This window comes from Streptomyces lavendofoliae (assembly GCF_014649735.1).
In the GTDB taxonomy this organism is placed as follows: domain Bacteria; phylum Actinomycetota; class Actinomycetes; order Streptomycetales; family Streptomycetaceae; genus Streptomyces; species Streptomyces lavendofoliae.
In genome coordinates this window covers 303,717-329,873 of record NZ_BMTP01000008.1, presented here as the reverse complement: position 1 = coordinate 329,873, position 26,157 = coordinate 303,717, and the positions used below count along the sequence as shown (strand labels likewise).

Sequence of the window (26,157 nt, the reverse complement as noted above, 5' to 3'; positions counted from 1 at the left end):
GTCCTTGAAAGAGAAGGAAGAACCGGCATGTCCGCTCTCGAGACTCTCGCCGCTGTCAACGGAAACGTCGCCTCCATCGGCTACGGTCTGGCCGCGATCGGCCCCGGCGTCGGCGTCGGCATCATCTTCGGTAACGGCACCCAGGCCCTCGCGCGCCAGCCCGAGGCGGCCGGCCTGATCCGTACCAACCAGATCATGGGTTTCGCCTTCTGTGAGGCGCTCGCCCTCATCGGCATCGTCATGGGCTTCGTCTACAAGTAAGCCGGACCGACAGCCCAACCCCTTTCACGGAAGGCACTGATGTGAACGCTCTGTTCCTTGCGGCGGCGGAGGAGCCTCAGAATCCTCTGCTCCCGCATCTCGACGAGCTCGTCATCGGCCTGATCGCCTTCGCCATCGTCTTCGGCTTCCTCGCCAAGAAGCTCCTCCCGAACATCAACAAGGTTCTGGAGCAGCGCCGCGAGGCGATCGAGGGCGGTATCGAGGAGGCCGAGGCGGCCAAGATCGAGGCCCAGAGTGTGCTGGAGCAGTACAAGGCTCAGCTCGCCGAGGCCCGCCACGAGGCCGCGCGGCTGCGTCAGGAGGCGCAGGAGCAGGGCACCGCGATCATCCAGGAGATGAAGGCGGAAGGCCAGCGCCAGCGCGAGGAGATCATCGCGGCCGGCCACGCCCAGATCGAGGCCGACCGCAAGGCCGCGGCGATCGCGCTGCGCCAGGACGTGGGCAAGCTCGCCACCGACCTGGCCGGCAAGCTGGTCGGCGAGTCCCTCGAGGACGTCGCCCGCCAGAGCCGCACCATCGACCGCTTCCTCGACGAGCTCGAGGAGAAGGCCGAGGCCGCCCGATGAACGGAGCGAGCCGCGAGGCACTGGCTGCCGCGCGCGAGCGCCTCGACGCGCTGACCGACAACACGTCGGTCGACGCGGCGAAGCTCGCCGGTGAGCTGGCCGCCGTTACCGCGCTGCTCGACCGCGAGGTGTCGCTGCGTCGGGTCCTGACCGACCCGGCGCAGGCCGGCGAGGCCAAGGCCGCGCTCGCCACGCGACTGCTGAGCGGTCAGGTGGGCGGGGAAGCCGTCGACCTGGTCTCCGGCATGGTGCGGTCCCGCTGGTCGTACTCGCGTGACCTCGTCGACTCCCTCGAGGAGCTGGCGAACACCGCGGACCTCACCGCGGCGCAGCGGGCCGGCGTGCTCGACGGCGTGGAGGACGAGCTGTTCCGGTTCGGCCGGATCGTCTCGTCCAGCACCGGGCTGCGGGCCGCGCTGACCGACAAGGCGGCCACCGGCTCCGCCAAGAGCGAGCTGCTGCGCAGCCTGCTCGGCGGCAAGGCCGACCCGGCCACCGAGCGACTGATCGTGCGTCTCGTGACCCAGCCCCGGGGACGTAGCCTGGAAGCGGGACTCGAGTCCCTGTCCAAGCTCGCCGCGGCGCGCCGGGACCGGATGGTCGCGGTCGTCACCTCGGCGGTGCCGCTGAGCGACCAGCAGAAGCAGCGCCTCGGCGCCGCGCTGGCCAAGCTCTACGGCCGCCAGATGCACCTGAACCTGGACGTGGACCCCACGGTCCTCGGCGGGATCTCGGTGCGGGTCGGCGACGAGGTCGTCAACGGCACCGTCGCCAACCGCCTCGACGAGGCGGCCCGGCGACTCGCCGGCTGACCAGCACCAACAAAGAAGCGTTACCTACGGCCCGGTTGGGCCGTGCAGAGGATGCAGAAGTTCTGGGGGGAGCCCCCAGATCCCCCAAAGATACTTCGGGCCCAACAAGGAGAGCAGGGAACCCAGATGGCGGAGCTCACGATCCGGCCGGAGGAGATCCGGGACGCGCTGGAGAACTTTGTCCAGTCGTACAAGCCGGACGCGGCCTCGCGCGAGGAGGTCGGTACGGTCAGCCTTGCCGGCGACGGCATCGCGAAGGTCGAGGGTCTCCCCTCGGCCATGGCGAACGAGCTGCTGAAGTTCGAGGACGGCACCCTCGGCCTCGCCCTCAACCTCGAGGAGCGCGAGATCGGTGCCATTGTCCTCGGTGAGTTCAGCGGCATCGAGGAGGGCCAGTCGGTCACCCGCACCGGCGAGGTCCTGTCCGTCGCTGTCGGCGAGGGCTACCTGGGCCGGGTCGTCGACCCGCTCGGCAACCCGATCGACGGTCTCGGCGAGATCGCGACCGAGGGCCGCCGCGCCCTCGAACTGCAGGCACCCACGGTCATGCAGCGCAAGTCGGTGCACGAGCCGATGGAGACCGGCTACAAGGCCGTCGACGCCATGACCCCGATCGGCCGTGGCCAGCGCCAGCTGATCATCGGTGACCGCCAGACCGGCAAGACCGCCCTGGCCGTCGACACGATCATCAACCAGCGCGACAACTGGCGCTCGGGCGACCCGAAGAAGCAGGTCCGCTGCATCTACGTCGCCATCGGCCAGAAGGGCTCCACCATCGCGTCCGTGCGCGGCGCGCTGGAGGAGGCCGGTGCCCTGGAGTACACGACCATCGTCGCCGCCCCGGCGTCCGACCCGGCCGGCTTCAAGTACCTGGCGCCCTACACCGGCTCCGCCATCGGTCAGCACTGGATGTACCAGGGCAAGCACGTCCTGATCATCTTCGACGACCTGTCGAAGCAGGCCGACGCCTACCGTGCCGTCTCCCTGCTGCTGCGCCGCCCGCCGGGCCGCGAGGCCTACCCGGGTGACGTCTTCTACCTGCACTCGCGTCTGCTGGAGCGCTGCGCCAAGCTCTCCGACGACATGGGCGCCGGTTCGATGACGGGTCTGCCGATCGTCGAGACCAAGGCCAACGACGTGTCGGCGTTCATCCCGACCAACGTCATCTCCATCACCGACGGCCAGTGCTTCCTGGAGTCCGACCTGTTCAACGCCGGTCAGCGCCCGGCCCTGAACGTCGGTATCTCGGTCTCCCGTGTCGGTGGCTCCGCCCAGCACAAGGCGATGCGCCAGGTCTCCGGCCGTCTGCGCGTGGACCTCGCCCAGTTCCGCGAGCTGGAGGCGTTCGCCGCCTTCGGTTCCGACCTGGACGCCGCGTCGAAGGCTTCGCTGGAGCGCGGCAAGCGCATGGTCGAGCTGCTGAAGCAGCCCCAGTACCAGCCGATGGCGACCGAGAACCAGGTCGTCTCCGTCTGGGCCGGCACCACGGGCAAGATGGACGACGTCCCGGTCGCGGACATCCGCCGCTTCGAATCCGAGCTGCTGGAGTTCCTGCACCGCGAGCACAAGGGGCTGATGACCTCGATCCGCGAGGGCGCGAAGATGTCGGACGACACCCTCACGGCCGTCGCCGACGCCATCGCCGCCTTCAAGAGGCAGTTCGAGACCTCGGACGGGAAGCTGCTGGCCGAGGACGCCCCGGCCGCCGCCAACGTCTCGAAGTGACGACGGAAGGGACCTGACTCATGGGAGCGCAGCTCCGGGTCTACAAGCGTCGCATCAAATCCGTCACGGCGACCAAGAAGATCACCAAGGCGATGGAGATGATCGCCGCCTCGCGCATCGTCAAGGCGCAGCGCAAGGTGGCGGCCTCGACGCCGTACGCGACCGAGCTCACCCGCGCGGTCACCGCGGTGGCCACCGGGTCGAACACCAACCACCCGCTGACCACCGAGACGGACACCCCGACGCGGGCCGCGGTCCTGCTCATCACGAGCGACCGCGGTCTGGCCGGCGGCTACTCGTCCAACGCCATCAAGGCGGCGGACCAGCTCACCGGGCGACTGCGCGGCGAGGGCAAGGAGGTCGACACGTACATCGTCGGCCGCAAGGGTGTCGCCTACTACGGCTTCCGCGAGCGCAAGGTCGCGGAGTCGTGGACCGGCTTCACCGACAGCCCGAGCTACGCGGACGCCAAGAAGGTCGCCGCACCCCTCATCGAGGCCGTCACCACGGAGACGGCCGAGGGCGGGGTCGACGAGCTGCACATCGTCTTCACGGAATTCGTGTCGATGATGACGCAGACGCCCGTACAGAACCGGATGCTCCCGCTCAGCCTGGACAAGGCCGCGGAAGAGGCCGGGACCAAGGGCGACATCCTTCCGCTGTTCGACTTCGAGCCGTCGGCCGAGGACGTCCTCGACGCCCTGCTGCCGCGGTACGTCGAGAGCCGTATCTACAACGCACTGCTGCAGGCGGCCGCTTCCGAGCACGCCGCCCGACGCCGCGCGATGAAGTCGGCGACCGACAACGCCGGAGACCTGATCAACAGCCTCTCCCGGCTTGCCAACGCGGCCCGCCAGGCCGAAATCACCCAGGAAATCAGCGAGATCGTCGGTGGCGCGAGCGCCCTGGCCGACGCGACCGCGGGGAGTGACAAGTAATGACCACCACTGTTGAGACGGCCACGGCGACGGGCCGCGTCGCGCGGGTCATCGGCCCGGTCGTCGACGTGGAGTTCCCCGTCGACGCGATGCCGGAGATCTACAACGCGCTGCACGTCGAGGTTGCCGACCCGGCCGAGGACGGCAAGAAGAAGACGCTGACCCTGGAGGTCGCCCAGCACCTGGGTGACGGCCTGGTCCGCACCATCTCGATGCAGCCCACCGACGGTCTGGTCCGCCAGGCCACGGTGGTCGACACGGGCGCCGGCATCTCGGTGCCGGTCGGCGACTTCACCAAGGGCAAGGTGTTCAACACCCTCGGTGAGGTGCTGAACCACCCCGAGGAGAACGCCAACGTCGGTGAGCGCTGGCCGATCCACCGCAAGGCCCCCGCCTTCGACCAGCTCGAGTCCAAGACCGAGATGTTCGAGACCGGCCTGAAGGTCGTCGACCTTCTCACCCCGTACGTCAAGGGTGGAAAGATCGGTCTGTTCGGTGGTGCCGGTGTCGGCAAGACCGTGCTGATCCAGGAAATGATCATGCGTGTCGCCAACCTCCACGAGGGCGTCTCCGTCTTCGCGGGCGTCGGCGAGCGTACCCGTGAGGGCAACGACCTCATCGCGGAGATGGAGGAGTCCGGCGTTCTGGACAAGACCGCCCTGGTCTTCGGCCAGATGGACGAGCCCCCGGGCACCCGTCTGCGCGTCGCCCTGGCCGGTCTGACCATGGCGGAGTACTTCCGCGATGTGCAGAAGCAGGACGTGCTCTTCTTCATCGACAACATCTTCCGGTTCACCCAGGCCGGTTCCGAGGTGTCCACCCTGCTCGGCCGTATGCCGTCCGCGGTGGGTTACCAGCCGAACCTGGCCGACGAGATGGGTCTGCTGCAGGAGCGCATCACCTCGACGCGTGGTCACTCGATCACCTCGATGCAGGCGATCTACGTCCCCGCGGACGACCTGACCGACCCGGCCCCGGCCACCACCTTCGCCCACCTCGACGCGACGACGGTTCTCTCCCGTCCGATCTCGGAGAAGGGCATCTACCCGGCCGTGGACCCGCTGGACTCCACGTCCCGCATCCTGGACCCGCGCTACATCTCCGAGGACCACTACGCCGCGGCCACCCGCGTCAAGGGGATCCTGCAGAAGTACAAGGACCTCCAGGACATCATCGCGATCCTCGGTATCGACGAGCTGGGCGAGGAGGACAAGCTCGTTGTCCACCGTGCCCGTCGCGTCGAGCGCTTCCTGTCCCAGAACACCCACGCCGCCAAGCAGTTCACCGGCGTGGACGGCTCGGACGTGCCGCTCGACGAGTCGATCGCCGCGTTCAACGCGATCTGCGACGGTGAGTACGACCACTTCCCCGAGCAGGCCTTCTTCATGTGCGGTGGTCTCGAGGACCTCAAGAAGAACGCCAAGGAGCTCGGCGTCTCCTGAGTCCCGTGACTCGTGAAGGGGGGCGGGCACGCGTCCTGCCCCCCTTCGTACGCCTCCCGTGTATGACCCGAGGGGCCCGGCGATCCGTCGCCGGGCGCCCTATTAGACTTATGACCCAACACCCGGCACACGCCGGGTGGTGACCCGAGGAGCCACCCTTGGCTGCTGAGCTGCACGTCGAGCTGGTCGCCGCGGACCGGAGTGTCTGGTCCGGCGGGGCCACCCTGGTCATCGCGCGCACCACGTCCGGCGACATCGGCGTCATGCCCGGCCACCAGCCGCTGCTCGGTGTGCTGGAGTCGGGCCCGGTGACCATCCGTACGAGTGAGGGCGGGACCGTCGTCGCCGCCGTGCACGGCGGTTTCATCACGTTCGCGGACAACAAGCTGTCGCTGCTCGCGGAGATCGTCGAGCTGGCGGAAGAGATCGACCCCCAGCGCGCCGAGCGCGCGCTGGAGCGCGCGAAGGCCGAGTCGGACGCCGCCGCCGAGCGGCGAGCCGATGTCCGCCTCCGCGCGGTGGCGGTGCGCTAGCGCACCGCGCCGACAGTTGTGCCCTCAGCCGCGGCCCGGTCTGGAATCATCCAGAACGTGCCGCGGCTGAGGTCGATGCAGGTGCAGGTTGTATTTCGTTGAACGAACGATGCGAGGAGGTCGGTGGAGATGTTCCTCGCTCTGCTGGTGAGCGCCCTGGTCGTCGCCCTGGTGGTGATCGGGCTCTTCGTGTTCGGGTTGCGCCGGCGGCTGATCCAGCGTTCCGGTGGCACCTTCGACTGCAGCCTGCGCTGGAACGTCCCGGACGCCGGTGACGCCGCCTCCCGCTCCGCCGGGGGCGCCCCCTCCGGCAAGGGCTGGGTGTACGGCGTCGCCCGCTACAGCGGCGACCGCGTCGCCTGGTTCCGCGTCTTCTCCTACGCGCCCCGTCCGCGCCGTGTCCTGGAGCGCTCCGGCATCGAGGTGCTGGCGCGCCGGATGCCCGAGGGCGAGGAGGAGCTGGCGCTGCTGTCCGACTCGGTGGTGCTGGGCTGCCTGCACCACGGGCACCATCTGGAGCTGGCGATGAGCGAGGACGCGCTCACCGGCTTCCTCGCCTGGCTGGAGGCGGCGCCTCCCGGGCAAAGGGTCAATGTCGCCTGAGCGTGAGGCGCCCCCCGGGGCGGGGGTACCTCCGGGCGAGGCCCTCGGGGAGGGCCGGCCCGCCCTGAGCGCGGGCACACCGCGGGTGGCGGCGGGGGAGTGCCATGTCTGGTTCGCCGACGCCGTGAGCGTACCGGCGCTGCTGGAGCTGCTGGACGACCGGGAGCGGGCCCGCCACGACGCCTTCGTCCGGGCCCGGGACCGCGCCCTGTACCTGACCGCGCACGCGCTGGCGCGGCAGCTCGTCGCGGCGCAGCTGGGCATCGAGCCGTCGCGGGTGCGCTACACCCAGGAGTGCCCGCACTGCGACCGGCCGGAGCCGCACGGCAAGCCCCGGGTGGCGGATGCCGCGCTGGAGCTGTCCTGGTCCCACTCGGGCGACCGGGTGGCGGTGGCGCTGTCGCTGGCCGGGCCGGTGGGTGTGGACGTGGAGGAGGTCGCCGGCGAGGGGAAGGCCGCGGAGCTGTCGGCGTTCGCGCTGTCGGTGGTGGAGCGGGCCGAGCTGGAGCGGCTGCCGGCGGGGGAGCGGACACGGGGTTTCATCCGCTACTGGGCGCGGAAGGAAGCGGTCCTCAAGGCGACCGGGGACGGGCTCATGGTGGAGCCCGCCCTGCTCACGGTGAGCGCGCCGGACGCGCCGGCCGCGCTGCTGGAGTGGCGGGAGCGGGCGGAGCCGCACCTTCCGGTGCGGCTCCATGACCTCGACGCGGGTGACGGCTACCGGGCAGCGGTCGCCGTGCTGGGGCCGGAGTGCCGCGTGGTGCGTCACGAGGCCGGGTACGGCGGGGACGGCACCCTGCGCCACCCCCGCCGTGGTGCGGTTACTTCAGCCCGCTGCTGATCGCGCCGACCAGTTCGCCGTTCGCGGTGTCACCGCTGAACTCCCAGAAGAACGCGCCGCCCAGGCCCTGGCTCTTCGCCCAGCCCATCTTGGACGTGACGGTGGCCGGGGTGTCGTAGCTCCACCAGTTGGTGCCGCAGTGCGCGTACGCGGTGCCCGCGACCGTCCCGTTGGCGGGGCAGGTGTTCTTGAGGACCTTGTAGTCCTCGATGCCGTGCTCGTACGTGCCCTGGGCCGGGCCCGTCGCGGTGCCGCCCGGCTCCTTCTGCGTGACGCCGGTCCAGCCGCGGCCGTAGAACCCGATGCCGAGGAGCAGCTTGGCGGACGGGACGCCCTTGGCCTTGAACCTGGCGATCGCCTCGGCGGAGTTGAAGCCCGCCTGCGGGATGCCCGGGTACGAGGTCAGCGGGGAGTGCGGGGCCGTCGGGCCCTTCGCCGCCCAGGCGCCGAAGAAGTCGTACGTCATCACGTTGTACCAGTCGATGTACTGCGCGGCGCCGCCGTAGTCGGCGGCGTCGATCTTGCCGCCGGGGGAGGCGTCGGCCGTGACGGCGGCCGTGACGAGGTTGTTGGCGCCGAACTTGGCGCGCATGGCCTGCATCATGTTCTTGAAGGACGCCGGGCCGCTGGTGTCGCAGGACAGGCCGCAGGCGTTGGGGTACTCCCAGTCCAGGTCGATGCCGTCGAAGACATCGGCCCAGCGCGGGTCCTCGACCAGGTCGTAGCACGACTGGGCGAAGGCGGCCGGGTTCTGCACCGCCTGGCCGAAGCCGCCGGACCAGGTCCAGCCGCCGAAGGACCACAGCACCTTGATGTGCGGGTACTGCGCCTTCAGCTTGCGCAGCTGGTTGAAGTTGCCGCGCAGCGGCTGGTCCCAGGTGTCGGCCTTGCCGTCGACGGACTGGTCGGCGGTGTAGGCCTTGTCGTAGTCCGCGTAGGCGTCGCCGATGGTGCACTTGCCGTTCTGCACGTTGCCGAAGGCGTAGTTGATGTGCGTGATCTTCGGCGCGGATCCGGACGTCACCAGGTTCTTGACGTGGTAGTTGCGCCCGTAGACGCCCCAGTTGGTGAAGTAGCCGAGGTTGACCTTGGCGCCGGGGCCCGGGCCGGGGTCGGTGCCGCCGCCGGTGGTGCGTACGGCGCGGGCACCGCTGACCGGACCGGTCTGGTCGGCCGTGTCGCGCGCCTGGACGCTGTAGGAGTAGTCGGTGCCGGCCGTCAGGGCGGTGTCGGTGTACGTCAGGCCGGTGACCGTGGCGACCTTGGCGCCGTCGCGCAGCACGTCGTAGTTCTTGACGCCCTTGTCGTCGGTGGCGGCGGTCCAGGTGAGCTTCACCGAGGTGTCGGTGATGTCGGACGCCGCCGGGGTGCCGGGCGCGGAGGGCGCGGTGTCACCGGGGACGGTGGGTCCGCCGTCGCACGAGCCGCCGTTGAGCTTGCAGCCCGTGGGCGACCCGGTGCCGGTGCCGTTGAAGCCGAAGGAGACGGAGGCGCCGGGGGCGAGGGTGCCGTTCCAGCCGACGTTCTTGGCGGTCCAGTGGGTGCCGCTGTTGGTGACGGTGGCGTCCCAGGCGGAGGTGACCGACGTGCCGGAGGGGAAGTCCCACTCGACGGTCCAGGAGGAGAGGGAGGTGGTGCCGGTGTTCTTCACCGTCCACCGGCCCTCGAAACCGGCGCCCCAGTCGGAGGCCTTGGTGTACGTGGCGGTCGCCGAGGTCGCGGCCTGGGCGGGGGAGGCGAGGCCGACCATGGCGGCCAGCGGGAGCAGAAGGGCGGTCAGTCCGGCCGTGGCTCTGGCGCGGAACCTCGTTCTGCGCGGAAGTGCTTGAGTGCTCAACGGTGCTCCTCAAGTTGCGGACGGACGAAGTGGGGGTCGCGTCCGTGAGTCCGTGAAAGGTGCGCGCCGTGAGCGTAGGAAGGTCTGGACCAATCGTCAATAGGTCCAGACCACAGGTGCGCCTCCCGGTCATACACCCAATTCCTGCGCCAGCACCGCCGCTTGCACCCTGCTGCGCAGCTCAAGCTTCCCCAGCAGGCGGCTCACATGGGTCTTCACCGTCGCCTCCGCCATCTCCAGGCGCGTCGCGATCTCCGCGTTCGACAGTCCCTCGCCCAGGCAGGACAGCACTTCCCGCTCCCGGCGGGTCAGCACGTCCAGCACCGCCGGACCGGGAGCGTCCGGCGCCCGCGCCGGCCGGGCCGGCGCCGCGAACTCCGCGATCAGCCGGCGCGTCACCGCCGGCGCGATCAGGCCCTCGCCGCGCGCCACCGTGCGCACCGCCTCGACGAGGTCCCGGGCCTCGGTGTTCTTCAGCAGGAAGCCGGCCGCTCCGGCGCGCAGCGCGCCGAAGACGTACTCGTCCAGGTCGAACGTCGTCAGGACCAGGACGTCCGCGAGGCCCTCGCCCACCACCTGACGGGTGGCCGACACGCCGTCCAGGCGCGGCATCTGCACATCCATCAGCACCAGGTCGGGCCGCAGCTCCCGCGCGAGGCGCACCGCCTCCTCACCGTCCCCGGCCTCCCCGACCACCTCGATGCCGGGCGCGCTGCGCAGGATCAGGACCAGCCCGGCGCGCACCGCGCTCTGGTCCTCGGCCACCAGCACGCGCACGCGCACGGCCTCCGTTCCGCTCATGCCTGCGGCTCCTTGTCGTCCTCCGCCACGGGCAGCTCCGCCCGTACCCGCCAGATCTTCTCCGGCCCGCCCGGACACCCCGGCGCGGGACCCGCCTCGAACACACCGCCCAGCAGCGCGATCCGCTCCCGCATCCCCACCAGCCCGGCGCCCGACCCCGGCGCGCGCGGCCCCCGCCGGGCGCCGAAGGGGCTGGTCACCTCGACGGTCAGGCCGTGGCCCGGTGTGGAGCGCAGCGCGACGGTCACCGCGCCCGCGTCCGCGTGCTTGAGCGCGTTCGTCAGCGACTCCTGGACGATGCGGTACGCGGCCAGCTCGACGGGCGCGGGCACGTCCCCGCCCGGCGACCGGCCGTCCACCAGGCGGAACGTCAGGCCGCTCGCCGACCCGTTCGCCCCGGCCTGCCGCACCAGCGCCTCCAGGCCGTCGAGGGTGGGCGCGGCGGCCGGCTCGTCGTGGCCGCTGGTGTCCCGCAGCAGCCCGATCAGACGGCGCATCTCGGCCAGGCCGTCGACGCTGTTCTCGCGGATCACGCCCAGCGCGTCCCGGGACGTCGCCGGGTCGTCCAGCGAGAGCGCGGCGGTGGAGTGGATGGCGATGGCCGACAGGTGGTTGGCGACCATGTCGTGCAGTTCGCGGGCCATCCGGGACCGCTCGGCGATCACCGCCTCGCGGCGGTCCATCTCCGCCAGCAGAGCGGTCTGCTCGGCCCGCAGCCGGGCCGTGTCGGCGGCCTGGCGGTGGTTGCGGACCACGGCGCCGGTGAGGGCCGGGAAGAAGGTGAGGAGCGCCGTCACCACGCCGACCAGCAGCGCCTCCGGGTCCCGGTACCAGGCCAGGAAACCGAGCGTCACCGCGATCGTGATCAGCCCGGTGGTCACCGGGATCCGCCGGGCGGAGGCGGGGCGTCCGTACACCACGGCGGCGTAGACGACGTCGGCGAACATCACGACCGTCATCAGGTTGCCCCGGGTGAACTGGTCGGCGAGGACCGCGACCGTGGCGACCGTCAGCGCCGTGCGCGGCATGGTGCGCCGCACCAGCGCGGGCAGGGTGACGGCCAGGAGCGGGAGGAGCACCACGGGCCCGTCGGGCCGCCTGTCGGCCGGCCCCTGTGTGTACAGCCCGAACGACCACAGCAGCAGTCCGCAGGCGAGGCCGGCGGCCGCGATCAGCACGTCGTCGCGATGCGTACGGGGAAGTGTCACCCGTCCATCCAACACGCCGGGTGGGGCCCGGACGTCGACGCCCGGTCGGAACCCGACTACATCGAAGGATGCAGTGTCGTTTCGTCACCGCCGACGACGCGGCGGCCCGCGACGGCCGGGAGGCTGGAGGGGTACCGAAGGGAGAGTGCCGTGGTCGTCGCGCTCATCGTCATCTGTGAAGTCGGCTTCTGGGTGCTGCTCGCCGCCGGCCTCGCCGCCCGCTACCTGCTGCGGATGCCCCGCACGGGCGCGGCGCTGCTGCTGTGCGAGCCGCTGCTGGAGGTCGTGCTGCTGGTCGTCACCGCACTGGACCTGAGGAACGGCGCCGAGCCGAGCATGAAGCACGGGCTGGCCGCGTTGTACATCGGGTACACCGTCGGCCACGGCCACCGCACGGTGAAGTGGCTCGACGGTCACGCCGCGCACCGCCTCGGGGGCGCCCCGCCGCCGGCGGGGCCGCCCCGGTACGGCATGGCGCGCGCCCGCCACGAGGGCCGGATCTGGCTCGGCACGGCCGTCGGGGCGGTGGTCGCCACGGGGCTGCTGTGGCTGGCGATCCTGTACGTGGACGACCCGGCCCGCACCGGTTCGCTGGAGAGCTGGACGCACGTGGCGTGGCGGGCGGCCGGCATCCACGGGCTGATCGCGCTGTCGTACGCGCTCTGGCCGAAAAAGGCGCCGAAGGGCCCGGCGGCCCCGGCGGACGCGGCAGCCCCGGGAGGCCCGGGAGGCCCGGGAGGCCCGGGAGGCCCGGCGCAGAGCCGGGACCCGCTCCCGGTGGAGCGCCGCTGACGCCCCGCACGGGCGGCGTCCCGCACGGGCGGCGTCCCGCACGGGCGGCCGCCCGTGCGGGCGGCCGGGTGGCTCAGCGCTCCCCGCCCGGCACCCACAGCACGTCGCCGACCTGCTTGTTGGCCGTCCTGGCCAGGATGAACAGCAGGTCGGAGAGGCGGTTGAGGTACGTGGCCGTCAGGGCGTTCATCGTGTCGCCGTGGACCTCCAGCGCCGCCCACGTCGAGCGCTCGGCCCGCCGCACGACCGTGCACGCCTGGTGCAGCAGGGCCGCGCCCGGGGTGCCGCCCGGGAGGATGAAGGAGCGGAGCTTGTCCAGGTCCTCCAGGAACCGGTCGCAGTCGGCCTCCAGCTTGTCGACGTAACCCTGCTCCACCCGCAGCGGCGGGTACTGCGGGTTCTCCACGACCGGCGTCGACAGGTCCGCGCCCACGTCGAACAGGTCGTTCTGGACGCGGACGAGGACCTTGACGACCTCCTCGTCGAGGCCGCCCAGGGCGATGGCGGTGCCGATGACCGCGTTGGCCTCGTTGGCGTCGGCGTACGCCGCGATCCGCGGGTCCGTCTTGGCCGTGCGGCTCATGTCGCCGAGTGCCGTCGTGCCCTTGTCGCCGGTGCGGGTGTAGATGCGCGTCAGGTTGACCATGCGGCCAGCCTAGTTACGCGCCGGCCCTCCGGAACACCCGTGTGCCCACCGTCACCGCGACGGCCGCGAAGGCGGCGGCGACCAGCACCCCGTACAGCATCTCGGGACCCGCGTAGTCGCCCACGTACCCGGCCCGCACCGCGTCCACCAGGTAGCGGAACGGCATCAGGTGCGACAGGACGTCGAGCCAGGCCGGGGCCAGCGCCATGGGCAGCATCAGGCCGGACAGCAGCATCGACGGCATGGCCACCGCGTTGACGGCCGGCCCGAACTCCTGCGGTCTGGGCAGCCTCAGCGCCAGCGCGTACGACAGCGACGCCAGCGCGACCGTCAGGACGGCGACGAACGCGAACCCGGTCAGAACGCCGCCCAGCGGTGCCCGCAGCCCCATCGCCACGGCGGCCAGCACCAGCAGCACGGCCTGGAAGACGAAGACCGCGGCGTCGCGCAGGACCCGTCCCAGCAGCAGCGCCAGCCGGCTGACCGGGGTGACCCGCAGCCGCTCGACGACGCCCATCTGCTGCTCGATGATGATCGCGAAGCCGGCGAACGACGCGCCGAACAGGCCCAGCTGGAGCAGCAGGCCGGGCACCAGGACCTGCCAGGAGTCGCCCTCCGTGCCGAGCGGCAGTCCCGTGAGGAGCGGGCCGAAGAAGAGCAGGTACAGCAGCGGCATCAGGACGCCGAAGAGCAGCTGGAACTTCGAGCGCAGTGTCTGGCGGGCGTACCGCCCGAAGACCAGCGCGATGTCGTGGAACAGCACGGCAGGCTCCTAGACGGCCGTGGGGGCCCGGTCGGCGGGCGCGGGTCCGCGTCCGGTGACGGCGAGGAAGGTGTCCTGGAGCGACGCGCCGGCCGACCCGGCGTACCGCTCCTTGAGCGCGGCCGGTGTGCCCTCGGCGACGACCGCGCCCTTGTCGACGATCACGAGCCGGTCGGACAGTTCGTCGGCCTCGTCGAGGTAGTGGGTGGTGAGGAAGACGGTGGTGCCGTACGAGTCGCGCAGCCGCCGCACCAGCCGCCACAGGTCGGCGCGGCTGCCCGGGTCGAGGCCGGTGGTCGGTTCGTCGAGGAAGAGGACCTCGGGGCGGTGGGTGAGCCCCAGGGCGATGTCCAGCCGCCGCCGCTGCCCGCCGGAGAGCGCCGCGCAGGGCCGGTCCAGCACCCCGGTCAGGTCCAGGTCGTGCGCCAGCTCGTCCGCCCGGCCGGCCGCCTCGGCCCGGGAGAGGCGGTAGAGCCGGCCCTGGGTGACCAGCTCCTCGCGTACCGACACGGAGAGGTCGACGCCGCCGGACTGGGCGACGTAGCCGATCCTGCGGCGTACGCCGGCGGGGTCGCCCACCAGGTCGCAGCCCGCGACCGTGGCGGCGCCGCCGGTGGGGGCGAGGAGCGTGGTGAGCATGCGCAGGGTGGTGGTCTTCCCGGCGCCGTTGGGGCCGAGGAAGCCGAGGATCTCGCCCGTCCGGACGGTCAGGTCGATACCGCGGACGGCGTCGACGGGGCCGCCCCGGGTGCGGAAGGTGTGGGCCAGTCCGGCCGTACTGATGATGGGCATGCGCCCAGAAAAACAGAGTCTCTGAAATTTTGCAACGACTACAAGTTTTCAGCCGCACCAGCGAAGCTAGGATGAGGGCATGGCGACGACCGAGGGACTGAGAGAGCGCAAGAAGCGGCAGACCAGGCAGCACATCTCGGACGTGGCCACGGGCCTGTTCCTGGAGCGCGGCTTCGACGCGGTGACGATCGCCGAGATCGCACGGGCCGCCGACGTCTCCGTCAACACCGTGTACAACTACTTCCCCGCCAAGGAAGACCTGTTCCTCGACCGCGGCGAGGACGTCGTCGACCGCCTCTCCCGCTACGTGCGCGGCCGCCGCCCCGGCGAGTCCGCCGCCGGCGCCGTCCTGCGCGAACTGCGCGCCGCCGTCGTCGGCCACTCGCCCACCGTCGGTCTCTTCGCCGGCTGGGCGGACTTCGTGCGCGTCATCACCGACGCCCACGCGCTGCGCTCCCGCCTCTGGGCCATCCAGCAGGAAGCCCTCGCCGACCTCACGGCGACCCTCGCCGAGGAGACCGCCGCCGAGGACCGCGACCCGATGCCCACCCTCGTCGCCGGTCAGCTCTCCTGGATCCACGGCACGCTGATGGCCTGGATCGGCACCGGGATGGCCGAGGGGCGCGACATCCCCGAGGTCGCCCGCGAGGCCCTCGGTCTCCTCGACGAGATGGAGGATCTCCTCGGCGAGAAGGTGCTGCGGTACGCGGAGCGAGTGCCCGGGCGGTGACGCCGCTCACGGCGAGCGGCCCTCCGGCTCACCGCGCCGGCCGCATCGGTGTGATGTCCGTCATCTGAGACGTGACGCGCATCTCTTCGGCGCCACACGGCCGCGCGCGCCCGCTAACCTCCGCGAAGAGCCGATTCGTGAACGGGTGTTAAGGGGAAGATCGTGGCCAGGAAGCTCGCCGTCATCGGGGCCGGACTCATGGGGTCCGGAATCGCGCAGGTCTCGGCCCAGGCGGGCTGGGAGGTCGTGCTGCGCGACGTCACCGACGCCGCCCTGACCCGCGGCACCGACGGCATCAAGGCCTCGTACGACAAGTTCGTCGCCAAGGGCCGGCTCGAAGCCGCCGACGCCGAGGCGGCCTTGGCCCGCATCACCACGACCACCGACATGGACGCGGCGGCCGACGCCGACATCGTCGTCGAGGCCGTGTTCGAGAAGCTGGACGTCAAGCACGACATCTTCCGTACGCTCGACAAGCTCGTACGCGACGACGCCGTCCTGGCCTCCAACACCTCCGCCATCCCGATCACCAAGATCGCCGCCGTGACGGAGCGCCCGGAGCGCGTCGTCGGCACCCACTTCTTCTCGCCGGTCCCGATGATGCAGCTGTGCGAACTGGTGCGCGGTTACAAGACCAGCGACGAAACCCTCGCCACCGCCCGCGAGTTCGCCGAGTCCGTCGGCAAGACCTGCATCGTCGTCAACCGCGACGTCGCCGGCTTCGTGACGACCCGTCTGATCTCCGCCCTGGTCGTCGAGGCCGCGAAGCTGTACGAATCGGGCGTCGCCTCCGCCGAGGACATCGACGTCGCCTGCAAGCTGGGCTTCGGCCACGCGATGGGCCCGCTGGCCACCGCCGACCTCACCGGCGTGGACATCCTGCTCCACGCCACCAGCAACATCTACACCGAGTCGCAGGACGAGAAGTTCGCGCCGCCGGAGCTGATGCGCCGGATGGTGGACGCCGGTGACATCGGTCGCAAGAGCGGGCAGGGCTTCTACAAGCACTGAGCCGTCCCGACCCCTTCACCATCACCCCTCAGGGTGAATTCGGTATCGGTTCGCTTACAAGGCGCAACTGGTCCGCCGGATAGGCAGTCAGTTGTTGCATAGAAGTACGTGACGACGAAAGACGTGACGACAACGCACTCTCGGGGAGCGCATATGCACATCAGGGGCGACCACGCCGAGCTGGTCGTCGGGGGCCGCCTCGACGTGCGCAGCGCGGCGGACGCCCGTACGGTCCTGCACTCGGCCGTCGACGACGGAGCCGGCGACCTGGTACTGGACCTGACCGGCCTCGACTCCTGGGACGCCACCGGCCTGGGAGTCATCATGGGCGCCCACCGGCGAGCGGGCCGCTGCGGCCGCCGGCTGGTGCTGCGGGGCGTACCGCCCCAGATGCAGCGCCTGCTGGTGGCCACCCGGCTGCACCGCATCCTCGCCATCGAAGGCGGCATCGCCGCCGAAACGTTGCCCCGGGTGTAACGGTACGGGTCCGGTAAACCGCACCCGGACACCCAATCCTCACAAGACGGTGACGTCTTGGGCGCCGTGCCACCCCGGCTCTTCATTCATACTGAGCGAACGTCTAGGGTTCGGTCGCCTGCCGAATGACGGACCCACCCGGCGGGCACCGGACCAGAAGCGACAGCGGGCGTGCAGAAAGGCCGGGAGGGGCTTCGGCGCACCACGCTTTTGGGGGCTTTCACCATGGACCCGATCACCCGGGGACCGGAAGACTTCGGCCACGACGACCGCGACGGCGACGGCCGCCCGCGCACCACGCGCGACGGCGGCTCCACGCCCCCTTCCGGGCAGGGCGGCGCACCGCCGGGCCCGGCCAGGACGGCCCAGCTCGTCTCGGGCGACCTCCTGCTCACCATCAACCCCATAGACGGCAGCGAGATCGAGCCCTGTCCGCCCGGGCGCCGGCCGGAGACGCCCGGCCGCCACACGCCCGAGGAGCGCGCCGACCTGGCCCGCACGGCCGGCCCGCCCGTGCCCCCCGGGCCCGCGGCCCCGCCGCTGCCCCTGCTGCAACGCCAGGAGGAGCGCGAGCGGCTGGTCCGGCTGCTGTCGCGCGGACGCTCCGTACGGTTGACCGGCCCGGCCGGGTCCGGGCGCACCGCGCTGCTCGACGCCGTCGCCGCCGACTGCGCCGGCCTCGCGCCCGACGGGGTGGTACGGCTCTCCGGCCACCACCGCACGCCCACCGAGCTGCTGCACGAGCTGTTCGCCGCCGTCCACCGCGCGCCGGCCCACCGCCCCGACCGCGACGGGCTCAAGGCCGCCGTCCACGCCATCGGCGCCGTCGTCGTCCTCGACGACCTGGAGTTCGGCGGCGCCGCGCTGGACGAGCTCCTCGACGCCACCCCCGAGTGCGCCTTCCTGCTCGCCGCCACGCCGGACGTCGCCGCGCCGTCCCCCGAGTCCCCCCTCGAAGAGGTGTTCCTCTCCGGACTGGACCGCGGTTCCGCGCTGGAGCTCCTGGAGCGCGGCGTCGACCGGCCGCTCACCGACGACGAGGCCAACTGGGCCGGCGACCTCTGGTTCGAGTCCGAGGGCCTGCCCCTGCGCTTCGTCCAGGCCGGCGCTCTGCTGCGGCAGCGCGACGAGCTGCACTCAGGACCGTCCGAGGACGACGACGAGGACAACGTCTTCACCGACGTCCGCGAGGCACCCCTGCCATCCCTCCGTGACGGCGCGGCGCCGGCTCCGCTGCTCGCCTCCCGGCTCTCCGAGGCCGCCCGCGAGACGCTCCGCTTCGCGGTCGCCCTCGGCGGCGAGGTACCGCACCAGGCGCACCTGCCGGCGCTCGTCAACGACACCCACGCCGACGCGGCGCTCGGCGAGCTGCTGCGCTGCGGGCTGCTCAGCCCGGTCGGCACCCGCTACCGGCTCGCCGCCGGGGTGCCGGCGCAGCTCGTCGCGGAGGGCTACGACGACGGCGCCGCCGACCGCGCCCACACCGCCGCCGCGCACTACGCCTGGTGGGTCGGGCACCCCTCGGTCAGCCCCGAGCGGGCGGTGGCCGAGGCGGACGCCGTCCTGGCCGCGATGACGGCCCTGGTGAAGGCCGCCGCCGACACCGGCGGAGGCGCCGGCTCAGGCTCCGCCTCCGGCTCCACGGACGTCTCGGGCGTCTTCGGGGGCACCGGCGGCTCCGGAGCGTCCGGTTCCTCCGCCTCCGCCTCCGCCTCCGCTTCCTCGTCCGACACCGAGGAGGAGGGGTACGCCGACACGGCGGTCGTGCTCGCCCGCAGCGCCGCCCCCGCCTTCGCGGCCGGGCTGCACTGGGGGGCCTGGGAGCGGGCGCTGCGCGCCGGTGCCGAGGCCGCCCGGTACGCGGGCGAGGTGGCCGAGGAGGCGTACTTCCACCACGAGTTGGGCGTCCTCGCGCTGTGCGCCGGCAACCTGGACCGGGCCCGCGCCGAGCTGGAGGCGTCGATCGCCATGCGTGGCGCGCTCGCCGACAAGCGCGGCACGGTGGCGGGCCGGCGCGCCCTGGCCCTGGTCGTGGACCGCGAGCGCGGGCCGCTGCCGGGCGGTCCGGCGGTGGCGGGCGAGGAGCCGCCCGTGGCGCGGCACGAGGGGCCGGCGTCCCCGCCCGGCGGCGTGCCCGCGGCCCTGGCGCGCACGCCGGGGGCAGCGGCCCTGCCGCCGGGCCCGGGCGGTGCGACCGGGACGCTCACCTCCCGTCAGGGCCCGTCCGGCGGAACGCGGGTCCCCGCCCCCGGCGCCGCGTCCGGGGCGACGACGCGGCGCACCATCCTGAGCGGCGCGCGACGCAATCTGGTCGCCGCCGGTGCGGGCGCCGTCCTCGCGGCCGTCCTCGGCACGGTGGTGACCCTCGGGGCGACCGCGGGCGGTGACGACGGCAACGGCGGCTCGCGGCGGGTCACGTCCGACCGGTCGGCCGACGAGAGCGGCGGCGCCGGGGGCCTCGACGCGGACGAGCCGGCCCAGGGTTCCACCCGGGACCCCGGTGACGGCGGCGGCGACGGCGGCACCGGCGGGTACGGCCCGGGCTCCGGCACCTCCGGTGGGTCCGGCACCCCGTCGGCACCGGGCGAGAGTGGTGCGGCGGGCACCCCGTCCAGCCCGTCGGGCGACCCGTCCGCCACGAGCGGGGGCACCGCCACCGGCGGCACCCCGACCACCGGCGGCACGTCCGCCACCACGGGCGGGACGACCTCGCCCACGACCGGCGGCACCGGCTCCCCGACCACCGGCGGCACGTCCTCGCCCACCACCGGCGGCACCGGCTCACCCACGACCGGGGGCACCTCGTCCCCGACGACGGGCGGCACGGACCCCACGGGCGGCACGGACACCACCGGGGGCACCGACCCCACGGGGGGCACCGACCCCACGGGCGGCACGGACACCACCGGAGGCACCACCACCGGGGGGACGGACACCACCGGCGGGACCGACGCGGGCGGGGCCGGCGGCGGCACCAGCAGCGGCGGCACCGACACCACGGGCGGGGCGGGCGGGGCCACCCAGAGCGCCCCGGCCACGAGCGGTGGTCCCACCGCGGGCGGAACGGCGGCCTGAGACGTGCAGCGGCCCCGGGACGGTGACGTCCCGGGGCCGTACGCGCGACGGGCTCAGAACAGCCGCAGCTTGTCGTCCTCGATGCCGCGCAGCGCGTCGTAGTCCAGCACCACGCACCCGATCCCGCGGTCCGTCGCCAGCACCCGCGCCTGCGGCTTGATCTCCTGAGCGGCGAAGACGCCCTTCACCGGCGCCAGGTGGGGATCGCGGTTCAGCAGCTCCAGGTAGCGGGTGAGCTGCTCCACGCCGTCGATCTCCCCGCGCCGCTTGATCTCCACGGCGACCGTCGCGCCGTCCGCGTCGCGGCAGAGGATGTCGACGGGCCCGATGGCGGTCGGGTACTCGCGGCGGATGAGCGTGTACCCGTCGCCGAGTGTCTCGATCCGGTCGGCGAGCAGCTCCTGGAGGTGCGCTTCCACGCCGTCCTTGATGAGGCCGGGGTCGACGCCCAGTTCGTGCGACGAGTCATGGAGGACTTCCTCCATGGTGATGATCAGTTTCTCGCCCGCTTTGTTCACCACGGTCCAGACGCGATCATCACCCTCCTTGAGGGTGCACGGCGGCGACATCCAATTGAGCGGTTTGTACGCCCGGTCGTCGGCGTGGATGGACACGCTGCCGTCGGCCTTTACCAGGATCAGACGGGGTGCGGAGGGCAGGTGGGCGGTGAGCCGGCCCGCGTAGTCCACGGAGCAGCGGGCGATGACGAGACGCATGGTCGGCAACGCTACAAGACACACGCTCTTCCGCGCGATTCGGTCCTAAACTCCCGTTCTTCCATGGCCGGTTGTGCACCCAATCTCCTGGTGCGGTCCGGACAGCGCGCTTACCGTGGAAGCGGGAGGTTGTCGCTCGTGCACACAGCGTGTCGTGCGGGGGCGTCCTCCCTCCCTGCCCGTAAGACCCCGGTCCCCGGGGTCGCGAGAGGAGAACCCATGTCGCTCGACGTCTCACCGGCGCTGTTGGAACAGGCCGAGCGAGGCGAGGTCGACGAAGCCGACTTCGTCGACTGCGTCCGGACCTCCCTGCCCTACGCGTGGGAGATGATCAGCTCTCTGGTGGCCCAGCTGAAGGTGGACGGCGGTGCGTTCGCCGACAACCAGACGCCGCCGCCGGACGAGCAGGCGCGCGGCCAGCTGCTGCGCGCACTGGCGAGTGACGCGATCCGCGGTGCGCTCCAGCGGCACTTCGGCGTGCGTCTGGCATTCCAGAACTGCCACCGCGTCGCGGTGTTCCCGCTGGACTCCTCGGTCGACGAGCGGCTCGCCCGCTTCACCTCCGTACGAGCCCAGCTGCTGAACCAGTCGCCGACCCTGCGCGACTGCTGACGCCCTGGCGTGTCTTTTGGATCGGGCCGGATCAGGAGGCGGCCCGCTGCCCGGCAGCGTGGGGGTCCCCTGGTCGAGCGCGGCCGACGTCGTGGGGGAGCCGGCGCGGTACGCGGGGACGCGAGGGGGAGGAGGGAGCCACTGCTCGGCGAGGGCGACCGACGACACCACCGCGGACGCGCGTGCCACCGGGGCGCGCGAGCCCGGCACGATCCGGAAGACACGCCCCGGTGCTGCCGCTCCGCATCGCGGGGGGTGCGACGGGTGCGGGGGCGGCGGCACGGTGGTGGTCCTCATACCAGCCGGGGAGCCACCTCGGCGCCCAGCCGCCGTACGTTCTCCTCCGTCGCCGCGACGTCGCCCGAGCCCTCGACGAGCAGCGCGAAGCGCGTGATGCCCGTACGCTCCGAGGTCGCCGCCAGCCGGTCCGCCGCCAACCGGGGGGTGCCCACCGGGTGCAGCCGGCACAGCAGCTCGGTGTAGGCGAGCGGGTCCCGCATCGCGCGGTGCCTGCCGTCCACGGTCACATGGGCGTCCAGCCCCTGCTTCAGCCAGCCGGGCATCGCCTTGACCAGGGCCTCCGTCGCGTCAGCCGTACGGTCCGCGATCTGTGCCACGCCCGCCGACACATGGCCGTCCGCCGCGCGCGCGACCGCGTCCGGGGTGTGGCCGGCGGCCAGCGCCTCGCGCCGCCACAGGGTCACCATGTCCGCCTTCTCCTCGTCGCCGCAGTGCATGCCGAGCAGCATCGGCAGACAGCGCTCGGCGGCGAGCCGCACGCTCCGCGCCGAGGTGCAGGCGACGACCGTCTCCGGCACCGGATCGCCGTCGATGAGCTCCTGCGGCCTCGGTACGACGGCGACCTCGCGGAAGCGGTGGCGCGGACCCTCCGCCGAGACGCGCGGCTCGCGCAGCCAGCGCAGCAGCAGGTCCAGCGACTCGGGGAATCCCGTCTCGTACGCCGCGAGACCCGCGCCGAAAACCTCCAGGTCCACCCACGGCCCGCCCCGGCCCACGCCCAGCGTGAACCGCCCGCCGGAGGTGATGTGCAGCAGCGCAGCCTGCTCGGCCAGCGCCACGGGGTGGGTCGCCGGCAGTACACTGACGGCCGTCCCGACCCGGATCCGGCGCGTGCGTCCGAGCAGCAGCGCGGCGAGCGTCACGGCGGACGGGCACACGCCGTACGGTACGAAGTGGTGCTCGGCCAGCCATACCGAGTCCAGTCCGGCCTCCTCGGCCACCTCCGCCGACCGCACCGCGCGGTGCAGCGTCTCCCCCTGGCCCTGGCCGGGAAATTGCGCCGCCAGTACAAACGTTCCCACACGCATCGCCTTATGCCTCCTTGACCGGCCGACGCGGCTCCCCTCACTGGCAACAACGTCTGGCAGGTGCCAAAGGCAACGGCCGGTCGGGAAGTTGTTGCGATTTTCCGGTAACTCGAACCGGACCGCGCGAGTACCCGGAGTCGCGGCCTCTAGGCTGGACGGGCACATATCCGCGTCCGCCCCAGTGAGGTGTTCCGTGTCACCGCGCCGCAACCGCCCCCGTGGCGGCGAGAAGCCGAACGAGAACAGCGGCGAGCCGGGTGAGAGGTACGGGAGCTTCCACCGCACCGAGACCTGGCAGGACGAGGACTGGTCGGTACGGCACGTGGCGGGCGCCGCCGCGGCCGGGAAGCGGTACCGCTGCCCCGGCTGCGACCAGGAGATCCCCGGCGGTGTGCCGCACGTGGTCGCCTGGCCCGAGTACGGGGGCGTGGAGGACCGGCGGCACTGGCACAAGGCCTGCTGGAACGCGAGGGACCGCCGCACCACGAAGGTGCAGCGGTCCCGTAACGCGCCCCGCCGCTGAAGGCGGGACCCCGCCACCGGTGCGGGGCGTGACGGCGGAGGTCAGACGTCGCGCCGCTCCGTGGCGAGCGCCGCCCCGGCCAGCGCGACGGCGGTGATGCCGCACAGGATCCACAGCGGCGTCCAGCCGTGCGGGCCGCCCTCGATCAGGCCGCTGTCGCTGTAGAAGGCGATGAGCAGGCTGGGCAGCGAGTACTGGAACAGGAACTCCTGCACCTTCGGCAGCGACGACATGAAGATGCCGGCGACCAGCGGCAGCAGCATCACACCGATCATGATGGTGATGGCGCCGGCGGAGTGGCGGACCAGCGCGCCGACGGCGAGCGCCAGCAGTCCGAGGACGGCGGTGAACAGCCCGGCGCCGACCGTCGCGCGCAGCCACTCCTCGCCGGTCGCGGTGCCGCTGTCCACCAGGGCGGTCTGCAGGACCGCGACCAGGCCGGCGGTCACGGCGGTGACCAGCAGGATGAGCGCGAAGAAGACGATCGCCTTGGCGGCCAGCACGCGGCTGCGGCTGGGGCAGGCGGTCAGCGTCGTACGGATCATGCCCGTGCCGTACTCGGACGAGATGGTCAGCACGCCCAGCGTGACCACGCAGATGCTGCCGAGCAGCACGCCGTTGAAGCCCAGGCTGAGGACGGACTCGTCGCCGAGGTCGGTGTCGGTCGCGTTGATGGCCACGACGCTGAGCAGCCCGACGCCCACCATGAGCAGGATCATCACGCCGAGCGTCCACATCGTGGAGCGCACGGAACGGATCTTGGTCCACTCGGAGGCGAGCGCGTCCCCGAGGTGCGCGCGGCGCACCGGGATCGGCGAGGTGTACTGATGCTGCTGGTAGGGGGCGGTGGTCATCAGGCGTCCTCGCTCTTGCTCAGGTCTGCGGGGGCCGCGGCGGGCGCGGGCGGAGCGGCCGGGGCCGCCGGCGGAGCGGTGGGGGCGGCGGGGGCGGCGGGGGCGGCCTGGTACGGCTGCGGCACGTGCGGCGGCTGGGCCACCGGGTGCTGCGCGCCGGGCTGCCCGCCGCCCGCGTACGGGTTCTGTCCGGGCGGCGGCGGGGCGTACCAGCCCTGCTGCGGCACCTCCGGGACGACCGGCGGCGGCGCGTACCCCATCGGGTCCGGCTGCTGCATCAGCCCGGCCCGCTGGTCCGCCGTGGAGCGGTAGTCCACGGCGCCCTGGGTGAGGCGCATGTACGCCTCCTCCAGCGACGCCTGGTGCGGCGAGAGCTCCCACAGGCGTACGTCGGCGCCGTGCGCCAGGTCGCTGATCCGTGGCAGCGGCAGCCCGGTCACCCGCAGGGCCCCGTCCGGCTCGGACATGACCTGCCCGCCGGCCTCCGCGAGCACGCCCATCAGCTTCTCCCGCTGGGCGGGCTCGGTCCGCGGGGTGCGCACCCGGGCGAAGTCGGCCGAGTTCGCCGAGATGAAGTCCTTGACGCTCATGTCCGCCAGCAGCTGGCCGCGGCCGATGACGATCAGGTGCTCGGCGGTGAGGGCCATCTCGCTCATCAGGTGCGAGGAGACGAAGACCGTCCGCCCCTCGGCGGCGAGCGCCTTCATCAGGTTGCGCACCCAGAGGATGCCCTCGGGGTCCAGGCCGTTGACCGGCTCGTCGAACAGCAGCACCTGCGGGTCGCCGAGCAGCGCCGCCGCGATGCCGAGTCGCTGCCCCATGCCCAGCGAGAACCCGCTGGACCGCTTGCGGGCCACGTCCTGGAGGCCGACGACCCCGAGCACCTCGTCCACCCGGCGGGCCGGGATGCCGGCGAGCTGGGCCAGCGACAGCAGGTGGTTGCGCGCGCTGCGCCCGCCGTGCACGGCCTTGGCGTCCAGCAGGGCGCCCACCTGACGGGGAGCGTTCGGCAACTGCCGGAAGGGGTGACCGCCGATGGTCACGTGCCCCGACGTCGGCCGGTCCAGCCCGAGGATCATGCGCATCGTCGTCGACTTGCCGGAGCCGTTCGGTCCCAGGAATCCGGTCACCGTCCCCGGCCTCACCTGGAAGGAAAGGTTGTACACGGCCGTCTTGGCGCCGTAGCGCTTCGTCAGGCCGACTGCCTCGATCATTCTCCAGCCCCATCGACAGGTGGTCACGTCGTCGGGCCCGCGGCACGCTGACGCAGGACCCCCGTAAGAGGTAAGAGCGTATCCGCCCCTTGACGGTTCCGGCCATGTCGCCAGAGGCGGAGCCCGCGCCCCGGGGGGCAGTGTCCGGCGGTGCGGTCGAAGCCGGTGATGTCGAGCTTCACGCCGTCCGCGCGGGGGCGTGTCTTTCGGATCTTGCCGGGCTCGCGTGCCGGCCTGATCCAAAAAGACACGTCCTACGCGTCCCGCCGCTTCAGCACCAGGTAGCCGCCCACCAGGGACGCCGCGACCCACAGGAGCATGATGCCCATGCCGCCCCAGGGGCTGTAGGGGGCCGGGTCGCTGCCCAGGGCGCCGGGGACGACCTGCGTGATCGTGGAGCCCGCCTGGTCCGGGAAGTACTCGGCGACCTCCTTGGCCTTCGGCACGTTCGACAGGATCTGGGAGACGAGGAAGAAGAACGGCACCAGGATGCCGAGCGACAGCACCGTCGAGCGCAGCATGGCGGCCACACCCATCGAGAACACCGCCATCAGCCCCATGTACAGTCCGCCGCCGACGACCGCGCGCAGCACGTTATCGTCGCCGATCGTCGTGCGGTGCTCGCCGAGCAGGGCCTGGCCGAGGAAGAAGCTGAGGAAGGAGGTCGCCAGGCCGACCAGCAGGGCCAGTGCCCCGGCCACCGCGATCTTGCTGAAGAGGAAGGCCGCCCGCTGCGGGACGGCGGCCAGGGACGTACGGATCATGCCGGAGCTGTACTCGGTACCGACCACCAGGACGCCGAACACCACCATCGCCAGCTGACCGAGCAGCATGCCGGAGAAGCTGACCACCGTCGGGTCGAACGTCGCCCGCTCGACGGGACGCATCTCGTCGAACGTCTCGCGCACCAGGGCGGACAGCGCCGCGCCCATGGCGACGGTGACGACCAGGGCACTGGCCAGCGTCCAGACCGTGGAGGAGACGGTACGGATCTTGGTCCACTCCGACCTGAGGACCGCGGGTGCGGAGGCCATCG

The 26,157-nt window shown here is 72.1% G+C and carries 27 protein-coding genes; 16 read left to right on the top strand and 11 right to left on the bottom strand.

The window, feature by feature from the left end:
- The first annotated feature begins 27 nt into the window (after positions 1-27).
- From atpE to IE109_RS17805, 9 genes are all read left to right on the top strand, one after another.
- Positions 28-261, top strand: a complete 234-nt coding sequence (atpE, locus tag IE109_RS17845) for an ATP synthase F0 subunit C (RefSeq protein WP_010474382.1) — start codon at positions 28-30, stop codon at positions 259-261.
- 41 nt (positions 262-302) lie between these two features.
- Complete coding sequence (locus IE109_RS17840; RefSeq protein WP_189551871.1) at positions 303-848, top strand: F0F1 ATP synthase subunit B; 546 nt, start codon at positions 303-305, stop codon at positions 846-848.
- Positions 845-1,660, top strand: a complete 816-nt coding sequence (locus IE109_RS17835) for a F0F1 ATP synthase subunit delta (protein WP_189551870.1) — start codon at positions 845-847, stop codon at positions 1,658-1,660. The genes IE109_RS17840 and IE109_RS17835 overlap by 4 nt, the downstream gene beginning before the upstream one ends.
- Positions 1,661-1,786: 126 nt before the next feature.
- Positions 1,787-3,385 (top strand): F0F1 ATP synthase subunit alpha, encoded by a 1,599-nt coding sequence (atpA, locus tag IE109_RS17830; protein WP_189551869.1) that lies wholly within the window; start codon positions 1,787-1,789, stop codon positions 3,383-3,385.
- A 20-nt stretch (positions 3,386-3,405) separates the two neighbouring features.
- The gene (locus IE109_RS17825) at positions 3,406-4,323 is read left to right on the top strand and encodes a F0F1 ATP synthase subunit gamma (RefSeq protein ID WP_189551868.1); all 918 of its coding nucleotides are present in this window, start codon (positions 3,406-3,408) and stop codon (positions 4,321-4,323) included.
- On the top strand, positions 4,323-5,765 hold the full coding sequence (gene atpD / locus IE109_RS17820) for a F0F1 ATP synthase subunit beta (RefSeq protein ID WP_189551867.1): 1,443 nt from the start codon (positions 4,323-4,325) through the stop codon (positions 5,763-5,765). The genes IE109_RS17825 and atpD overlap by 1 nt, the downstream gene beginning before the upstream one ends.
- Positions 5,766-5,923: 158 nt before the next feature.
- Positions 5,924-6,298, top strand: a complete 375-nt coding sequence (locus IE109_RS17815) for a F0F1 ATP synthase subunit epsilon (protein ID WP_189551866.1) — start codon at positions 5,924-5,926, stop codon at positions 6,296-6,298.
- Between the two features lie 129 nt (positions 6,299-6,427).
- Entirely contained in the window at positions 6,428-6,901 is a 474-nt protein-coding gene (locus IE109_RS17810) for a DUF2550 domain-containing protein (protein WP_189551865.1), read from the top strand.
- Between the two features lie 124 nt (positions 6,902-7,025).
- Positions 7,026-7,742: a 4'-phosphopantetheinyl transferase family protein gene (locus IE109_RS17805; protein ID WP_229891178.1), complete on the top strand. Its 717-nt coding sequence runs from the start codon at positions 7,026-7,028 to the stop codon at positions 7,740-7,742.
- On the opposite strand, the gene IE109_RS17800 is transcribed toward IE109_RS17805, so the two are convergent.
- From IE109_RS17800 to IE109_RS17790, 3 genes are all read right to left on the bottom strand, one after another.
- Positions 7,723-9,579, bottom strand: a complete 1,857-nt coding sequence (locus IE109_RS17800) for a glycoside hydrolase family 18 chitinase (RefSeq protein ID WP_189551863.1) — start codon at positions 9,577-9,579, stop codon at positions 7,723-7,725. The genes IE109_RS17805 and IE109_RS17800 overlap by 20 nt on opposite strands.
- A gap of 129 nt (positions 9,580-9,708) precedes the next feature.
- The gene (locus IE109_RS17795) at positions 9,709-10,380 is read right to left on the bottom strand and encodes a response regulator (protein WP_189551862.1); all 672 of its coding nucleotides are present in this window, start codon (positions 10,378-10,380) and stop codon (positions 9,709-9,711) included.
- Positions 10,377-11,588: a sensor histidine kinase gene (locus tag IE109_RS17790; protein WP_189551861.1), complete on the bottom strand. Its 1,212-nt coding sequence runs from the start codon at positions 11,586-11,588 to the stop codon at positions 10,377-10,379. Before IE109_RS17790 ends, IE109_RS17795 begins: the two co-directional genes overlap by 4 nt.
- 150 nt (positions 11,589-11,738) lie before the next feature.
- Between IE109_RS17790 and IE109_RS17785 the strand changes: the two genes are divergently transcribed.
- Entirely contained in the window at positions 11,739-12,380 is a 642-nt protein-coding gene (locus IE109_RS17785; RefSeq protein ID WP_229891176.1) for a hypothetical protein, read from the top strand.
- A 73-nt stretch (positions 12,381-12,453) separates the two neighbouring features.
- On the opposite strand, the gene IE109_RS17780 is transcribed toward IE109_RS17785, so the two are convergent.
- The 3 genes from IE109_RS17780 to IE109_RS17770 are packed head-to-tail and all read right to left on the bottom strand — an operon-like array spanning position 12,454 to position 14,581.
- Positions 12,454-13,026 (bottom strand): cob(I)yrinic acid a,c-diamide adenosyltransferase, encoded by a 573-nt coding sequence (locus tag IE109_RS17780; RefSeq protein ID WP_189551860.1) that lies wholly within the window; start codon positions 13,024-13,026, stop codon positions 12,454-12,456.
- A gap of 13 nt (positions 13,027-13,039) precedes the next feature.
- Positions 13,040-13,789: an ABC transporter permease gene (locus IE109_RS17775; protein ID WP_189551859.1), complete on the bottom strand. Its 750-nt coding sequence runs from the start codon at positions 13,787-13,789 to the stop codon at positions 13,040-13,042.
- A 9-nt stretch (positions 13,790-13,798) separates the two neighbouring features.
- Positions 13,799-14,581 carry an ABC transporter ATP-binding protein gene (locus IE109_RS17770; RefSeq protein ID WP_189551858.1) on the bottom strand — a complete coding sequence of 261 codons (783 nt, stop codon included), beginning with the start codon at positions 14,579-14,581 and terminating at the stop codon, positions 13,799-13,801.
- Positions 14,582-14,660: 79 nt separating this feature from the next.
- Here IE109_RS17770 and IE109_RS17765 point away from each other — a divergent pair, with 79 nt between their 5' ends.
- From IE109_RS17765 to IE109_RS17750, 4 genes are all read left to right on the top strand, one after another.
- Positions 14,661-15,311 carry a TetR/AcrR family transcriptional regulator gene (locus tag IE109_RS17765; protein WP_189551857.1) on the top strand — a complete coding sequence of 217 codons (651 nt, stop codon included), beginning with the start codon at positions 14,661-14,663 and terminating at the stop codon, positions 15,309-15,311.
- 162 nt (positions 15,312-15,473) lie between these two features.
- Entirely contained in the window at positions 15,474-16,322 is an 849-nt protein-coding gene (locus IE109_RS17760) for a 3-hydroxyacyl-CoA dehydrogenase family protein (protein WP_189551856.1), read from the top strand.
- Positions 16,323-16,475: 153 nt separating this feature from the next.
- Positions 16,476-16,799 (top strand): STAS domain-containing protein, encoded by a 324-nt coding sequence (locus IE109_RS17755; protein WP_031073773.1) that lies wholly within the window; start codon positions 16,476-16,478, stop codon positions 16,797-16,799.
- 225 nt (positions 16,800-17,024) lie between these two features.
- Positions 17,025-19,874: an ATP-binding protein gene (locus IE109_RS17750; RefSeq protein ID WP_189551855.1), complete on the top strand. Its 2,850-nt coding sequence runs from the start codon at positions 17,025-17,027 to the stop codon at positions 19,872-19,874.
- Between the two features lie 53 nt (positions 19,875-19,927).
- Here IE109_RS17750 and nucS read toward each other — a convergent pair whose 3' ends face one another.
- Positions 19,928-20,590, bottom strand: a complete 663-nt coding sequence (nucS, locus tag IE109_RS17745) for an endonuclease NucS (protein WP_064071816.1) — start codon at positions 20,588-20,590, stop codon at positions 19,928-19,930.
- 219 nt (positions 20,591-20,809) lie between these two features.
- Here nucS and IE109_RS17740 point away from each other — a divergent pair, with 219 nt between their 5' ends.
- Entirely contained in the window at positions 20,810-21,202 is a 393-nt protein-coding gene (locus IE109_RS17740; protein ID WP_064071815.1) for an SCO5389 family protein, read from the top strand.
- A 293-nt stretch (positions 21,203-21,495) separates the two neighbouring features.
- On the opposite strand, the gene IE109_RS17735 is transcribed toward IE109_RS17740, so the two are convergent.
- Entirely contained in the window at positions 21,496-22,530 is a 1,035-nt protein-coding gene (locus IE109_RS17735; protein ID WP_189551854.1) for an LLM class flavin-dependent oxidoreductase, read from the bottom strand.
- A 193-nt stretch (positions 22,531-22,723) separates the two neighbouring features.
- Here IE109_RS17735 and IE109_RS17730 point away from each other — a divergent pair, with 193 nt between their 5' ends.
- On the top strand, positions 22,724-23,053 hold the full coding sequence (locus IE109_RS17730) for an Rv1322 family protein (protein WP_189551853.1): 330 nt from the start codon (positions 22,724-22,726) through the stop codon (positions 23,051-23,053).
- 41 nt (positions 23,054-23,094) lie between these two features.
- Here the strand turns inward: IE109_RS17730 and IE109_RS17725 are convergent, their stop codons facing one another.
- The 3 genes from IE109_RS17725 to IE109_RS17715 all read right to left on the bottom strand — a co-directional run bounded on the left by IE109_RS17725 (position 23,095) and on the right by IE109_RS17715 (position 26,155).
- Positions 23,095-23,907 carry a DUF2705 family protein gene (locus tag IE109_RS17725; protein ID WP_189551852.1) on the bottom strand — a complete coding sequence of 271 codons (813 nt, stop codon included), beginning with the start codon at positions 23,905-23,907 and terminating at the stop codon, positions 23,095-23,097.
- Complete coding sequence (locus tag IE109_RS17720; protein ID WP_189551851.1) at positions 23,907-25,121, bottom strand: ABC transporter ATP-binding protein; 1,215 nt, start codon at positions 25,119-25,121, stop codon at positions 23,907-23,909. Before IE109_RS17720 ends, IE109_RS17725 begins: the two co-directional genes overlap by 1 nt.
- Before the next feature lie 254 nt (positions 25,122-25,375).
- Entirely contained in the window at positions 25,376-26,155 is a 780-nt protein-coding gene (locus IE109_RS17715; RefSeq protein WP_189551850.1) for an ABC transporter permease, read from the bottom strand.
- Positions 26,156-26,157: the final 2 nt, after the last annotated feature.

Bases quoted from the DNA above. Each gene is read 5' to 3' on its own strand.
- atpE (WP_010474382.1), top strand. From the start codon at position 28: ATGTCCGCTCTCGAGACTCTCGCCGCTGTCAACGGAAACGTCGCCTCC.
- IE109_RS17835 (WP_189551870.1), top strand. From the start codon at position 845: ATGAACGGAGCGAGCCGCGAGGCACTGGCTGCCGCGCGCGAGCGCCTC.
- atpA (WP_189551869.1), top strand. From the start codon at position 1,787: ATGGCGGAGCTCACGATCCGGCCGGAGGAGATCCGGGACGCGCTGGAG.
- IE109_RS17825 (WP_189551868.1), top strand. From the start codon at position 3,406: ATGGGAGCGCAGCTCCGGGTCTACAAGCGTCGCATCAAATCCGTCACG.
- atpD (WP_189551867.1), top strand. From the start codon at position 4,323: ATGACCACCACTGTTGAGACGGCCACGGCGACGGGCCGCGTCGCGCGG.
- IE109_RS17810 (WP_189551865.1), top strand. From the start codon at position 6,428: ATGTTCCTCGCTCTGCTGGTGAGCGCCCTGGTCGTCGCCCTGGTGGTG.
- IE109_RS17795 (WP_189551862.1), bottom strand. From the start codon at position 10,380: ATGAGCGGAACGGAGGCCGTGCGCGTGCGCGTGCTGGTGGCCGAGGAC.
- IE109_RS17780 (WP_189551860.1), bottom strand. From the start codon at position 13,026: ATGGTCAACCTGACGCGCATCTACACCCGCACCGGCGACAAGGGCACG.
- IE109_RS17770 (WP_189551858.1), bottom strand. From the start codon at position 14,581: ATGCCCATCATCAGTACGGCCGGACTGGCCCACACCTTCCGCACCCGG.
- IE109_RS17765 (WP_189551857.1), top strand. From the start codon at position 14,661: ATGGCGACGACCGAGGGACTGAGAGAGCGCAAGAAGCGGCAGACCAGG.
- IE109_RS17755 (WP_031073773.1), top strand. From the start codon at position 16,476: ATGCACATCAGGGGCGACCACGCCGAGCTGGTCGTCGGGGGCCGCCTC.
- IE109_RS17750 (WP_189551855.1), top strand. From the start codon at position 17,025: ATGGACCCGATCACCCGGGGACCGGAAGACTTCGGCCACGACGACCGC.
- nucS (WP_064071816.1), bottom strand. From the start codon at position 20,590: ATGCGTCTCGTCATCGCCCGCTGCTCCGTGGACTACGCGGGCCGGCTC.
- IE109_RS17740 (WP_064071815.1), top strand. From the start codon at position 20,810: ATGTCGCTCGACGTCTCACCGGCGCTGTTGGAACAGGCCGAGCGAGGC.
- IE109_RS17735 (WP_189551854.1), bottom strand. From the start codon at position 22,530: ATGCGTGTGGGAACGTTTGTACTGGCGGCGCAATTTCCCGGCCAGGGC.
- IE109_RS17725 (WP_189551852.1), bottom strand. From the start codon at position 23,907: ATGACCACCGCCCCCTACCAGCAGCATCAGTACACCTCGCCGATCCCG.
- IE109_RS17720 (WP_189551851.1), bottom strand. From the start codon at position 25,121: ATGATCGAGGCAGTCGGCCTGACGAAGCGCTACGGCGCCAAGACGGCC.
- IE109_RS17715 (WP_189551850.1), bottom strand. From the start codon at position 26,155: ATGGCCTCCGCACCCGCGGTCCTCAGGTCGGAGTGGACCAAGATCCGT.